Genomic DNA, 12,511 nt, shown 5'->3' with positions numbered 1-12,511 from the left:
AGGGCATCGGCTTGAACACCGGAGACATCCGTCTCGTTGCCGTGACCGAGGCCAACCGTGCCCTGGTCACGGCCCTGGAACTCGCCCCGAAGCAGAGGGATTTCGTCGCCGGCAATGCGGCGTCGCTGGAAGAAGCCGAAACCGACGCAGACGCGCGGCCACGCGTCGTCATGGCCGGGACCCGTGTCGTCGGTTTCCTCATGTACGAGGCGCCCGAGGATGACGACGAGGCGCGCATCTACCGCTTCATGATCGACCGCGCTTCTCAAGGCAAAGGCTACGGCAAGGCCGCGCTGCGCGAAGTGCTGGGCGAAATCCAGGGGCTCGGCCACATCAGCCACGTTTCGATCTGCTACGAACTGGAGAATGATGCGGCGCGAAACCTCTATCGCAGCGCCGGTTTCGTCGAAGAAGGGCTCGACGAGGACGGAGAGATGATCGCCGATCTCGCTTTGCCGGCACGGACGCACGAGCCGTGACGCGGCTGCCCGGGGAGATCGCCTTGGCCGAAGCGATGACCGCCATCGCACCCAAGAGTATCCGGGTCGGATGCCGGCTTATACGCGATGGCGACGACGGCCATCTGCTGCCCGGGGAAGCGAACTCCATCGCCGCGCGTCAACCGGCCATGCGGCGCGCCAGCGGCGCGGCCCGGTGGATCGCGCACGGACTGCTGGCGGAGCTTGGCGCCGGCGACGTCGCCATCCTGCGCGCGCCAACGGGCGCGCCGGTCTGGCCCGACGGGATAACCGGTTCGCTCGCTCACGACGACGACATGGCCGTGGCGGCGATTGCACCGATTGGCGATATCGCCTCGCTCGGCATCGACGTCGAGCCCGCGCAGCCTCTCCCGGATGATATTTTGGCGCTCGTGACAACGCCCGCGGACCGCACGGACGCAGCCGACCGGCATCTTGCCGGCCGCATTCTCTTTGCCGCCAAGGAAGCCGTCTACAAGGCCGTCTATCCGCTCGATCGCGAGGTGCTTGGTTATGAGGACATCACCGTCGACCTGAACGCAGGCCAGGCGACGACGAAGACAGGCCGCAAGGCCAGCCTCGCCTACTGCGTTGCCCCGCGCGTGGTGGTGCTGGCGTTTGTCGATGGAGATGGGGTTTGGGGTCTGCGCGATTATTCTGCTGCGCTACGGCGTCATGAGTTCCTAGCCGAACGCGGCAATCGTTGACGTTGGCGCTGCCCCTCACTGTCCTGCCGGACATCTCTCCCCGTATAGTGACGGGGAGAGAGGGGCCGGTGTCCGAACCGGATAGATAGGTAACAGAATGGACTGATTAGATGGGTGACAGTTTTCTTGTCCGCCGGGAGGACCGGCGATGGTTTGGCGAGAGACTGGCATCNTGTCCGAACCGGATAGATAGGTAACAGAATGGACTGATTAGATGGGTGACAGTTTTCTTGTCCGCCGGGAGGACCGGCGATGGTTTGGCGAGAGACTGGCATCATGGATGAGCGGCTTCGGTTTGTTGTGGAATGCCTTTCTGGCGAGGAGACGATGACGCAGCTGTGTACTGCCTTCGAGATCTCGCGCAAGRCCGGGTACAAATGGCTTGGACGCTACCGGGAGTTCGGGCCGGAAGGCCTGCATGATCTGCCGCGGGCGCCGCTCGAGCACGGCCGGGCAACGGCAGCGGAGCTGGTGGAGCGGATCGTGGCGGAGAAGGAAGCGCATCCGCTGTGGGGGCCCAAGAAGATCATGGCCCGGCTGAAGCGTGCGGAGCCCTGCTGCGGYTGGCCKGYGGTCTCGACGGCYGGYGAGATCCTGAAGCGGCATGGACTTGTGGGGCGTAAGCGCAGGCGCTGGAAGGCGGCCGGCAACGGTCCATGGCCGGAGCCCGAGGGGCCGAACGCGCTGTGGACGGGCGATCACAAGGGCTGGTTCCGGACTGGCGACGGGTGGCGCTGCGAGCCGCTGACGGTGATGGATGGGGCGTGCCGCTATCTTCTGGCGCTCGAAGCGACGGGTTCGACGGCGGACGCCGAGGCCTGGCCGGTGTTYGAGCGCCTGTTTGAAGAGCATGGGCTGCCGGATCGGTTCAGAAGCGACAATGGCCCACCCTTCGCATCGCCTGGCGTCACGGGTCTGACGCCGCTTGCGGCGCGCTTCATCAAGCTTGGCATCGCTCTTGAGCGCATCCAGCCGGGCAAGCCGCAGCAGAACGGGCGCCATGAGCGCTTCCACCTGACCATGCTGCCGATGGCCAAGGCACCGGAGGCCGACAGGGCGGCTCAAGCTCAGGCTTTCGAGGCCTTCCGGCGCAGCTACAATGAGGAGCGCCCGCACGAGGCGCTTGGCATGGGCACCCCGGCGCAGCATTACCGTCCCTCGACCCGTCCCATGCCTAAGACGATYCCCGAGCCGGACTATCCGGCCGAGGCGGCGGTGCGCAGCGTGCGCCAGAACGGCGCCGTCAAATGGCAGGGCGCAGAGATCTACGTCTCGGCCACGCTGGCAGGCGAGCCGATTGCCATCGAAGAGACTGAGAACGGCCAATGGGCGGTGCGCTTCCATGCCCATCCGCTCGGCTTCATCGACCACAAGCACAGGAAACTGGTTCGCCGCAGCGCCGCGCCAACCCAACCGCTTGGCGCTGCCGCGAACCCATCATAAGGGGGAAAACTGTTACCTATCAACCCAACCGCTTGGCGCTGCCGCGAACCCATCATAAGGGGGAAAACTGTTACCTATCTATCCGGTTCAAACTGTTACCCATCTATCGGCTGGACACTGGCCGCGACGCCGGCATTCTTCCCGCAACGCTGGAGATTGGCGAAATCGCCGATGACAGCACCCCTCTCCCCGTCACTATACGGGGAGAGGATGCCGGCAGGCAGGTGAGGGGCGGCGCAGACGCTGGCCATTATGAACGGTCGCTGTGACGCTGTAGGATTATCCGGGTGGATCCTGGCGTCACGAGCCTGGAATCTTCGAAGACTGTTCCTCTTGCGCGCCAACGATCTCCCTATATCCCCTCACCTCGCCATCGAGCCCGCGCAGCCGCCAGTTCTCGCCGTCCCGTCCCTCGACATGGCAAGGCCCGATCGGCACCTTGCCGCCGCCTTCCGGCAGATCGAGCACATAGACGGGGTTGCAGATGCCCGACAGCCGCGCCCGCAGCGCTTCAGTCAGCGCCTGTCCCTGCGCGATCGTCGTGCGGCGATGCGCCATGCCGCGCGCGAGGTCGCCATGGTGGAGGTAATAGGGTTTGACGCCGAGGCGGTACATCAGCTCGCGGCAGAGCTCCTCCAGCGCCTCGACGCTGTCGTTGACGCCCTTGAGCAGAACGCTCTGGTTGAGCAGCACGAACCCGGCTTGCCGAAGCGTGCGGCAGGCCACCTCGGTAGCGCCGGTGATTTCACGCGCGTGATTGAAATGGGTGACGACAGTGACCATCAGCCGGCCCTGCAGCGCCGCGACGAGCCCTGATGTAATGCGCGACGGCAGCACCACCGGCACGCGCGTATGGATGCGCAGCAGCCGTACATGAGGGATCGCTTCTATGCGCGCGAAGATTTCGGCCAGCGCCTTGTCGGGCAGCGACAGCGGATCGCCGCCGGTCAGGATCACCTCGCGGATTTCGGGGTGATCCAAGATATAGGCCAGCGCCGGCTCCAGCGCCTCGTGCGTATAGCCACGACCGATCGAGGTCAGCGATTCCTTGCGGAAGCAGAACCGGCAATAGACCGCGCATTGATAGGTCGGGAACAGCAGCACCCGGTCGGCATGACGGTGCGTCAATCGCGGCACCGGGCTGAATTCATGGTCGGCGATCGGATCGTCGAGCTCGCCTTCCACCTCCTCCAGTTCTTGCGGAGAGGGGATGACCTGCGCCCGGATCGGATCGGCCGGGTCGCTCCAGTCGATCAGGTCGAGATAGGCTTTGGGCGCGCGCACCTTGTGGTTCGCCGCCGCGGCTTGGGCGGCCGCGCGCTCGGGTGGCGACAGCGGGAGGGACGCCAGGTCGCGCACGTGGCGCACGCCGGGACGGACGTCCGCCTGCCAGGCGGTGTCGGGGCCGGGGTGGAGTTTGGTGTCTGTGGTCATCGGAGTTTCTCGGGGTCGCAATTCGCGCGGAGCTATCGGCCGGATGGCTGGCGAGGTCAACCATTGGCGATTGGCGAAAGCCGAGGCGCGAGCGTCCCTCTCCCCGTCACTATACGGGGAGAGGATGCCGGCAGGCAGGTGAGGGGCAGCGCCGACGTTGGGAAAATGAGAGCGACTTCACTTGGCGCGCCAGAGCCTGCCGCCAAATTGCCGGCCGCCGCGCCGCCCCTCATTGCCCTGCCGGGCATTTCTCCCCGTAAACGGGGAGAAAGACGCCGAGCGCGAATGCCGGCAGGGCAGAGAGGGTGTTCAAACGCCAACCTTTCCCACCCACCAACTTTCGCCGCATCGACCACCGCCACAATTTCGGGCAATCTCTCGCGCAACAGCGCCGCATGGGGAGATGCGGCGCCGCCAGGGAGGATTGCCATGACCAACACACCGGCGCCGCTGCCGCGCTATGTCGATGCCATTGCTCAGTTTCGCATCGAGGATGAAATCGCGCGGCTGCAGGGCGACCCCACGACCGGCATCAATGCCTGCATCGAATGCTGCGATCGCCATACCGGCCAGAATCGGCTGGCGCTGCGCGCCATCTCCGCCGGTGGCGAGCTGCGGGAATTCAGTTTCGACGGCCTCAAGGATATGTCCGCGCGCGTCGGCAACATGCTGAAAGCGGCTGGCATCGGCCCCGGCGACATCGTCGCCGGCATGCTGCCGCGCATTCCCGACCTGGTGGCGCTCATCCTCGGCACCTGGCGCATCGGCGCGGTCTACCAGCCGCTGTTCACCGCTTTCGGCCCGAAGGCCATCGACCACCGGCTGAAAACCAGCGGCGCCAAGCTCGTCGTCACCAACATGGCCAACCGCGGCAAGCTCGACGAGGTCGAGGATTGTCCCCGCGTCGCGACCATCCTTGCCCCCGGCGAAGTCTTGCCGGCCGGCGACATCGATTTCCGCGCCGCCTTTGCTGCCGCCTCGCCTGACTGCCAGCCGGTGATACGCAAGGGCGACGATTTGTTCATGATGATGTCGACCTCGGGCACGACAGGTTTCCCCAAGGGCGTTCCGGTGCCGCTCAGTGCACTGCTGGCCTTCGGCGCCTATATGCGCGATGCCATCGGACTGCGGCCCGCCGACGTCTTCTGGAACATCGCCGACCCTGGTTGGGCCTATGGTCTCTATTACGCCATAACAGGCCCGCTGCTGCTCGGCATCGCCACGACCTTCAACGAGGGCGCCTTCACCGCCAGGAGCACCTACGACATCATCGAGCGTCTCGGCGTCACCAGCCTTGCCGGTTCGCCGACCGCCTTCCGCCTGCTGCTGGCCGAAGGACCCGAGGCGGCCGCCCGCGTCAAGGGTCGGCTGCGCGTGGTGAGCAGCGCCGGCGAGCCGCTCAACCCGGAGGTGATCCGCTGGTTCGACGCTCATCTCGCCGCACCCATCCATGACCATTACGGCCAGACCGAGAACGGCATGATGGTCAACAACCATCATGGCCTGTCGCACAAGGTGCGCCACGGCTCGGCCGGCTTTGCCATGCCGGGCTATCGCATCGTCGTGCTCGATGAGGCCGGCCACGAGCTTGGCCCCAACCAGCCCGGCATCCTCGCCGTAGACATCGCCAACTCGCCGCTGCGCTGGTTCGGCGGCTATCATCAGGCGGAGACGCCGGCCATAGCCGGCGGCTACTACCGCACCGGCGACACGGTCGAGTTCGAGCCCGACAGCTCGATCTCCTTCATCGGCCGCGCCGACGACGTCATCACCTCGGCCGGCTACCGCATCGGCCCGTTCGACGTCGAAAGCGCGCTGATCGAACATCCGGCGGTCAACGAGGCAGCCGTCGTCGGGGTGCCCGACCCGCAGCGCACCGAAATCGTCAAGGCCTTCGTCGTTCTGGCGCCCGCCTTTCAAGGCAGCGAGGCGCTGGCCGAGGAACTGGCGCAGCATGTCCGCAAGCGCCTCTCGGCCCACGCCTATCCGCGCGAGGTCGAGTTCGTCAGCGAGTTGCCGAAGACACCCAGCGGCAAAATTCAGCGGTTCCTGCTGAGGAAGGCCGAGGTGGAGAAGCGGAAGGGGTGACGCTGCCGATCTCCCCACTTGGGAGGTCCCGAAGGACGGGCGAGACCCGTGGCTCCCCCGGGAACGGCCCGGCACTACTCCTTTGCGCGAAAAACTTCCGGCACGACGAACACTTCGTCAGCCCGGCCATAGCCGCCGTCGGCGACCTCCTCGACCAGCACCATCGTGAAGGGGCGCACACCCTCGCCGAAAAAGTCGACGAACATGGCTGTCGTTCGATGGATGAGGTCTTCCTTCTGCGCCCTGGAGAGCGCCGCTTGCGGTAACTTGATGTTGGCGAATGGCATGATCTTTTCCTTTCTGTGGAATTTCAGGTTCGGGGTGGAGCGGTCTGCGACGGCTCAGACGACGCCGCCATTGGCGCGGATGATTTGTCCGTTGACCCAGAAGCTGTCCGGCCCGGCCAGGAACGAGACCAGCCCGGCAATGTCGTCAGGTTGGCCAAGCCGGCCGAGCGGGATCATCTTGCCGATGGCCTCGATCTGCGCCTCGCTCTTGCCGTCCGTGAACAGCGCGGTCTCGATCGGTCCGGGCGCCACCGCGTTGACGGTTACACGGCGCGCGCCAAGCTCCTTGGCCAGGATGTGGGTCATCGCCTCGACACCCGCCTTGGTGGCGGCGTAGACGCCGTAGCCCGGCTGGTAGAGGCCGACGACGCTGCTGGAAAAATTGACGATGCGGCCGCCGTCGCGAAGCCGGCGCGCGCCTTCCCGCATGCCGCGGAACACGCCGCCGAGATTGATCGCGATCTGCGTGTCGAACGAAGCGTCGTCGGTCTGCGCCATCGGCGAAATCTTCATGACGCCGGCATTGTTGACGAGGATGTCGATGCCGCCGAACGCCTTCTCGCCGGCGTCGAACAGCGCTGCGATCCCATTCGGATCGGCGATATCGGCCTGAACGGCGATTGCCTTGCCGCCGCCGGCTTCGATGCTGCGCACAAGCTCTTCGGCCTCGGCGCGGCCCCGTGCATAATTGAGGACGACGGCGACGCCATCGCGGGCGAGCCGCTGTGCGATGGCGGCGCCGATGCCCTTGGAGGCGCCGGTCACGATCGCGGTTCTGGTTTGGCCACCCGTACTTGTTTGATTGGATGTCATGGAAGTCTCTCCGTGTTGGTGACACGGATATAGGCCGACCCGCTTTCCGTATAATCAGCCATCTATTGACATCACTATTCGGAAATTGCGAACAAGGGCCATGGATCGACTGGACACGATGCGGCTCTTCGTTCGCGTTCTGGAGAGGCGCAGCTTTACCGCTGCCGCGGCCGATCTCGGCCTGCCGCGTTCAACTGCAACGGAAGCGATCCGGCGGCTGGAAGAGCATCTCGGCGCGCGGCTTCTGGAACGAACGACGCGGCAGGTGAACGCCACGCAGGACGGCGAAGCCTACTATCGGCGCTGCCTGTCGATCCTGGCCGAGATCGAGGATGCCGAGGCCGCCTTTCGCAATGCCGAGCCTTTCGGCCTGCTGCGCATCGACGCCAGCACGCTGCTCACCCGCACCTTCCTGTTGCCGCGCCTGCCGGAGTTCCTCGCCCGCTATGCCAGGATCGACCTGCAGATCGGCCAAAGCGACCGGCTGGTCGATCTCGTGCGTGAAGGCGTCGACTGCGTCATCCGCGTCGGCGAGCTACCCGACAGCGGCATGATCATGCGGCGGCTGGCTGTCATCCGCGAGATCACCTGCGCCAGCCCTGCCTATCTCGAGCGCCACGGCACGCCCGTCTCCCCCGATGCGCTCGACGGTCACCAGGCGGTGGGCTTTGTTTCGTCGCGCACTGGCGAGACCCTTCCGTTCGAATTCACCGTCGCCGGCAGTATCCGTGAGGTGCGGCTGCCATGCCGCGTCGCCGCCAACAATTCCGACACCGCCGCCGATCTGGCGCGGCTTGGCCTCGGCCTGATCCAGGCGCCGCGCTATCGCTTCGAAAAGGATCTGGCGGATGGGACGCTCGTCGAGGTGCTGGCCGACTATCCGCCATCGCCGACACCGCTGTCGGCGCTCTACCCGCAGAACCGTCAGCTCTCGCCACGCCTGCGCGTCTTCCTCGACTGGGCCTCGCGCATCTTCGCTGAGGCCGATCTCTAGGGCAATTCCAGGAAAAATGTGAACAGTTTCCCGGGAAAGCGCCTCACGGGCTGAGGCCGTTCCGGTCCAAAGGCGGACAAGGGCGAATGAGCGCACTTGATCCATAGCCGAAGTTTCACGAAAATCATCCCAAAGTCGGTTGCTGCCATTCAGCGCGCCACTTTCCGTCTGTTGGACTGGATATTGCGGCGCCTGGCCTAATCGCCGCAGTTGAGGAACCGGATAGCCATTATGAGGAGACTGTTTATAACGGTCGCTGAAATCGCGATGACCAAGGGGAGACGATGCGCTACATACGTCCGCTTTCAATAGAAGATGCCGTTGGCCACTTGGCCGGGTCGGCTGGTACGGCCGCCATCCTCGCGGGAGGCAGCGACCTCCTGGTCAGGATGAAGGGCGGCTTTGCCGAACCAGAGCTGATCGTCGACATCAAGGCGATCGATGGCTTGAGCGAGATCCGGGAAACCGCTGAAGGCTTCAGCATCGGCGCCGCGGTTCCCTGCGCCGTCCTGGGAGAGAACACCGCCCTCAGGAAGGCGTGGCCCGGTGTCGTCGAGGCGGCCAAGCTGATCGGCTCGAAGCAGGTGCAGGGACGCTGCACCATCGTGGGCAATCTCTGCAACGCCTCGCCGGCCGCCGACAGCGTGCCGGCGCTGGTTGCCGCCGGCGCCAAGGCAGTGGTCGTCGGGCCGGCCGGCCGGCGCACGATTCCCGTGCAGAGCGTGCCGACCGCGCCGGGCAAGACGTCGCTGGCCAAAGGCGAGATCATCGAGGCGATCCTGCTCGACAAGCGCGAGCCGCGCTCGGGCGATGCCTATCTGCGTTTCATTCCACGCACCGAAATGGACATCGCGGTGGTCAGTGCCGGCGTGAACCTGACGCTCGACGAGCACGGTGTCGTCAAATCGGCCCGCGTGGCGCTGGGCGCCGTGGCGGCGACGGTGCTTCTGGTCGAGGAGGCGGCGGAGGTGCTCATCGGCTCCAGGCTGGACGAGGCGACGCTGGAGCGGCTCGCCAAGGTCTGCGCGGGGGCTTGCCGTCCCATCGACGACAAGCGCGGCACCATCGAATTCAGACGAAAAGTTGCGGGTGTGCTGGCCCAGCGGGCCGCCACATCAGCCTATGCACGTGCAGGAGGCAAATGATGGCTGGTATAGCAGTTTCAACGACAATCAACGGCGACGCTGTCGAATATCTTTGCCAGCCCGACGAGACGCTGCTGGACGTCCTGCGCGATCGGCTGGGGCTGACGGGCGCCAAGGAAGGCTGCGGCACCGGCGACTGCGGCGCCTGCTCGATCATCCTCGACGATCGGCTGGTGTGCTCGTGCCTGGTGCTCGGCGCCGAGGCTGAAGGCCGCCGCGTCGAGACCATCGAGGGCATGGCCCATGGCGATACGCTGCACCCGCTGCAGCAGAAGTTCCTCGAGCACGCCGCATTGCAATGCGGCATCTGCACGCCGGGCTTCCTGATCGCGGCCAAGGACCTCCTGGCCAAGAACCCCGACCCGACCGAGGAGGAAATCCGCTTCGGCCTTGCCGGGAACCTCTGCCGCTGCACCGGCTACGACAAGATCGTGCGCGCCGTCCAGGACGCGGCCATCGTGATGAAGGGAGCCTGAGATGAATTTCGATCCACGTTTTTCCGGACGTAAATTCGCCTCCGTCGGCACGCGTCCGATCCGTCCCGACGGCATCGACAAGGTGACGGGTCGCGCCCGCTATGGCGCCGACTTCAACATGGCCGGCCAGTTGGTCGGGCGTGTTCTCAGAAGCCCGCACGCCCACGCCAGGATCGTCAAGATCGACATTTCGAAGGCGGAAAAGCTCGCCGGCGTCAAGGCGGTGATCACCGCGGCCGACCTGCCCGACCTCACCGATGGCGATGCCGCCATGTACGACGTGCTCGACAATTGCATGGCGCGCACGAAAGCGCTCTATGACGGCCACGCGGTGGCCGCGGTCGCCGCGATCGATGCCCGCACGGCCAGGCAGGCGCTGAAGCTCATCGAGGTCGAGTACGAGCTTTTGCCGCATGTCACCGATGTCGACGAGGCGGCCAAGCACACGGCGCCCTTGATCAATGATGCCATCTTCACCGAGGGTCTTGAGGAAAAGCCGGTAAAACCCTCCAACATCACCAAGCGCAGCCAGTTTGGCCATGGCGATGTCCATCAGGGTTTCGGGCAGGCCGACTTCATCATCGAGCGCTCCTTCAAGACCGAGCAGACGCACCAGGGCTATATCGAGCCGCATGCCTGCGTGGCGAATTTCAGCTCCGACGGCACCGCCGACCTTTGGGTCTGCACGCAGGGCCATTTCGTCTACCGCCAGCACTGCGCCCAGCTGCTTGGCATGGAAGCCTCGAAGCTGCGCGTCACCTCTTCGGAGATTGGCGGCGGTTTTGGCGGCAAGACCCATGTCTGGGCCGAGCCGGTGGCGCTGGCGCTGTCGCGCAAGGCCGGACGGCCGGTGAAGCTGGTGATGACCCGCGACGAGGTGTTCCGCGCCTCGGGCCCGACCAGCGCCACCTCGATCGACGTCAAGATCGGCGCCCGCAAGGACGGCACGATCACCGCCGCCGAAGCGACGCTGCGCTACAGCTGCGGCCCGTATGCCGGCTCCTGGGCCGAGATCGGTGCGATGACGGCGTTTGCCTGCTACAAGCTCGATAACGTCAAGACGGTCGGCTACGAAGTGCTGGTCAACCGGCCGAAGACCGCGGCCTACCGCGCGCCCTCGGCGCCGATGGCAGCGTTTGCGGTGGAAAGCGCGGTCGACGAGCTGGCCAAGAAGATCGGCATGGACCCGGTCGATTTCCGGATCAGGAACGCCGCGCAGGAAGGTACGAGATCCTCCTACGGCCCGGTCTACGGACCGATCGGCATCGGCCCGACGCTGGAGGCGGTGAAGAGCCATCCGCACATGAAGGCGCCGCTCGGCCCGAACCAGGGCCGTGGCATGGCTTGCGGTTTCTGGTTCAATTTCGGCGGCCAGACCTGCACCGACCTCAACATCGGCATGGATGGCTCGGTCTCGCTGGCCGTCGGCACGGTCGATGTCGGTGGCTCCCGCGCATCGCTATCGCTGGTGGCGGCGGAGGAACTCGGCATCGACTATTCCCAGGTCAAGGCGATCGTCGCCGACACGTCCAGCCTCGGCTACAACGACATGACGGACGGCAGCCGCGGCACCTTCTCGTCCTCCATGGCGACGATCTCGGCCGCCCGCAACGCGATCAAGATCCTGCGCGAGCGCGCCGCGCAGATGTGGGACATTGCCGTCGACGACGTGGTCTGGGAAAAGGGCCACGCAATCGCCAAGGGCGAGAAGCACGGCAATCTCGGCAAGCTGTCGCTGAAGGAGATCGCGGTCGAGTCGGGCAAGACCGGCGGGCCGATCGCCGGCCACAGCGAGCTCGTCGCCGATGGCGCCGGCGTCTCTTTCGCCACCCATATCTGCGATATCGAGGTCGATCCCGAGACCGGCGCCACCAAGGTCATCCGCTACACGGTCGTGCAGGATGCCGGCAAGGCGGTGCACCCGACCTATGTCGAGGGACAGTACCAGGGGGGTGCCGCGCAAGGCATCGGCTGGGCGCTCAACGAGGAGTATATCTACGGCAAGGACGGGCGGCTGCAGAACGCCGGCTTCCTCGACTACCGCATCCCGGTCTGCTCGGACCTGCCGATGATCGACACGCAGATCCTGGAGATTCCCAACCCCAACCATCCCTACGGGGTGCGCGGTGTCGGCGAGACCTCGATCGTGCCGCCGCTGGCGGCGATCGCCAATGCGGTGTCGAACGCCGCGGGCGTGCGCATGACGCATATCCCGATGTCGCCGCCGCGCATCCTGGCGGCGATCGAGGCGGAACGGGAATGGTCGAAGTAACGCTCTGGGGCTCGCTCGCCGCGACCGCCGGAGGCAACAGCAAGGTCGAGATCGAGGCCAAGGACATAAGGGAGCTGTTCAGGAAGCTGGCTGAACAGTATCCCGGCCTCGAGCCCTTGATCGACAAAGGCATCGCCGTCGCCATCGACGGGACGATCTACCGCGATACCTGGTCGAAGAAGCTGCCAGAGGGGGCGGAGATTTTTTTGTTGCCGAGGCNGGGGTGAGGCGGGCAACTGACAGGTAAAAAGTGCACTGTCACCGTAAATTCTATGAAAGCGCTGTTGGTTCCGACAGGGAGGTGGTCTGCTTTGCGCCCAATCCCGGTCGTTTACGCTGAGCTAGCCAACCTCCAAATGCGGACATTTGACAT

Annotated in this window: 12 protein-coding genes; 9 read left to right on the top strand and 3 right to left on the bottom strand. The window is 65.3% G+C overall.

Translation table 11 applies throughout. The features are described 5' to 3' along the window. The first annotated feature begins 11 nt into the window (after window positions 1–11). The 3 genes from EJ079_RS19115 (at window position 12) to EJ079_RS19105 (ending at window position 2,629) form a co-directional block, all read left to right on the top strand. Complete coding sequence (locus EJ079_RS19115) at window positions 12–479, top strand: GNAT family N-acetyltransferase (RefSeq protein ID WP_245481699.1); 468 nt, start codon at window positions 12–14, stop codon at window positions 477–479. 23 nt (window positions 480–502) lie between these two features. Beyond that, on the top strand, window positions 503–1,186 hold the full coding sequence (locus EJ079_RS19110; RefSeq protein WP_245481698.1) for a 4'-phosphopantetheinyl transferase superfamily protein: 684 nt from the start codon (window positions 503–505) through the stop codon (window positions 1,184–1,186). A 252-nt stretch (window positions 1,187–1,438) separates the two neighbouring features. Further along, window positions 1,439–2,629 carry an integrase core domain-containing protein gene (locus tag EJ079_RS19105; protein ID WP_127809789.1) on the top strand — a complete coding sequence of 397 codons (1,191 nt, stop codon included), beginning with the start codon at window positions 1,439–1,441 and terminating at the stop codon, window positions 2,627–2,629. A 300-nt stretch (window positions 2,630–2,929) separates the two neighbouring features. Here EJ079_RS19105 and EJ079_RS19100 read toward each other — a convergent pair whose 3' ends face one another. Continuing rightward, on the bottom strand, window positions 2,930–4,063 hold the full coding sequence (locus EJ079_RS19100) for a KamA family radical SAM protein (protein ID WP_127809788.1): 1,134 nt from the start codon (window positions 4,061–4,063) through the stop codon (window positions 2,930–2,932). A 429-nt stretch (window positions 4,064–4,492) separates the two neighbouring features. Between EJ079_RS19100 and EJ079_RS19095 the strand changes: the two genes are divergently transcribed. After that, the gene (locus EJ079_RS19095; RefSeq protein ID WP_127809787.1) at window positions 4,493–6,151 is read left to right on the top strand and encodes an acyl-CoA synthetase; all 1,659 of its coding nucleotides are present in this window, start codon (window positions 4,493–4,495) and stop codon (window positions 6,149–6,151) included. A 74-nt stretch (window positions 6,152–6,225) separates the two neighbouring features. Here the strand turns inward: EJ079_RS19095 and EJ079_RS19090 are convergent, their stop codons facing one another. Then, entirely contained in the window at window positions 6,226–6,438 is a 213-nt protein-coding gene (locus EJ079_RS19090) for a 4-oxalocrotonate tautomerase family protein (RefSeq protein WP_127269408.1), read from the bottom strand. A 54-nt stretch (window positions 6,439–6,492) separates the two neighbouring features. Next, window positions 6,493–7,251 (bottom strand): SDR family oxidoreductase, encoded by a 759-nt coding sequence (locus EJ079_RS19085; RefSeq protein WP_127809786.1) that lies wholly within the window; start codon window positions 7,249–7,251, stop codon window positions 6,493–6,495. A 100-nt stretch (window positions 7,252–7,351) separates the two neighbouring features. Between EJ079_RS19085 and EJ079_RS19080 the strand changes: the two genes are divergently transcribed. The 5 genes from EJ079_RS19080 (at window position 7,352) to EJ079_RS19060 (ending at window position 12,365) form a co-directional block, all read left to right on the top strand. Then, complete coding sequence (locus EJ079_RS19080) at window positions 7,352–8,245, top strand: LysR family transcriptional regulator (RefSeq protein ID WP_127809785.1); 894 nt, start codon at window positions 7,352–7,354, stop codon at window positions 8,243–8,245. A gap of 284 nt (window positions 8,246–8,529) precedes the next feature. Then, window positions 8,530–9,390 carry a xanthine dehydrogenase family protein subunit M gene (locus EJ079_RS19075; RefSeq protein ID WP_127809784.1) on the top strand — a complete coding sequence of 287 codons (861 nt, stop codon included), beginning with the start codon at window positions 8,530–8,532 and terminating at the stop codon, window positions 9,388–9,390. Then, window positions 9,390–9,866: a (2Fe-2S)-binding protein gene (locus tag EJ079_RS19070; RefSeq protein ID WP_013530647.1), complete on the top strand. Its 477-nt coding sequence runs from the start codon at window positions 9,390–9,392 to the stop codon at window positions 9,864–9,866. Before EJ079_RS19075 ends, EJ079_RS19070 begins: the two co-directional genes overlap by 1 nt. Before the next feature lies 1 nt (window position 9,867). After that, window positions 9,868–12,138, top strand: coding sequence for a xanthine dehydrogenase family protein molybdopterin-binding subunit (locus EJ079_RS19065; RefSeq protein ID WP_127809783.1), 2,271 nt, complete (start codon window positions 9,868–9,870; stop codon window positions 12,136–12,138). Further along, complete coding sequence (locus EJ079_RS19060) at window positions 12,126–12,365, top strand: MoaD/ThiS family protein (protein WP_127809782.1); 240 nt, start codon at window positions 12,126–12,128, stop codon at window positions 12,363–12,365. The genes EJ079_RS19065 and EJ079_RS19060 overlap by 13 nt, the downstream gene beginning before the upstream one ends. Window positions 12,366–12,511 lie beyond the last annotated feature (146 nt).

Source organism: Mesorhizobium sp. M7A.F.Ce.TU.012.03.2.1 (genome assembly GCF_004006095.1).
In the GTDB taxonomy this organism is placed as follows: domain Bacteria; phylum Pseudomonadota; class Alphaproteobacteria; order Rhizobiales; family Rhizobiaceae; genus Mesorhizobium.
Note: the sequence above shows the minus strand (reverse complement) of the source record. Positions and strands in the feature narration are given on the sequence as shown.

Coding starts and splice junctions, on each gene's coding strand:
- EJ079_RS19090 (WP_127269408.1), bottom strand. CDS start 6,438: ATGCCATTCGCCAACATCAAGTTACCGCAAGCGGCGCTCTCCAGGGCG.
- EJ079_RS19085 (WP_127809786.1), bottom strand. CDS start 7,251: ATGACATCCAATCAAACAAGTACGGGTGGCCAAACCAGAACCGCGATC.
- EJ079_RS19080 (WP_127809785.1), top strand. CDS start 7,352: ATGGATCGACTGGACACGATGCGGCTCTTCGTTCGCGTTCTGGAGAGG.
- EJ079_RS19100 (WP_127809788.1), bottom strand. CDS start 4,063: ATGACCACAGACACCAAACTCCACCCCGGCCCCGACACCGCCTGGCAG.
- EJ079_RS19075 (WP_127809784.1), top strand. CDS start 8,530: ATGCGCTACATACGTCCGCTTTCAATAGAAGATGCCGTTGGCCACTTG.
- EJ079_RS19095 (WP_127809787.1), top strand. CDS start 4,493: ATGACCAACACACCGGCGCCGCTGCCGCGCTATGTCGATGCCATTGCT.
- EJ079_RS19070 (WP_013530647.1), top strand. CDS start 9,390: ATGGCTGGTATAGCAGTTTCAACGACAATCAACGGCGACGCTGTCGAA.
- EJ079_RS19065 (WP_127809783.1), top strand. CDS start 9,868: ATGAATTTCGATCCACGTTTTTCCGGACGTAAATTCGCCTCCGTCGGC.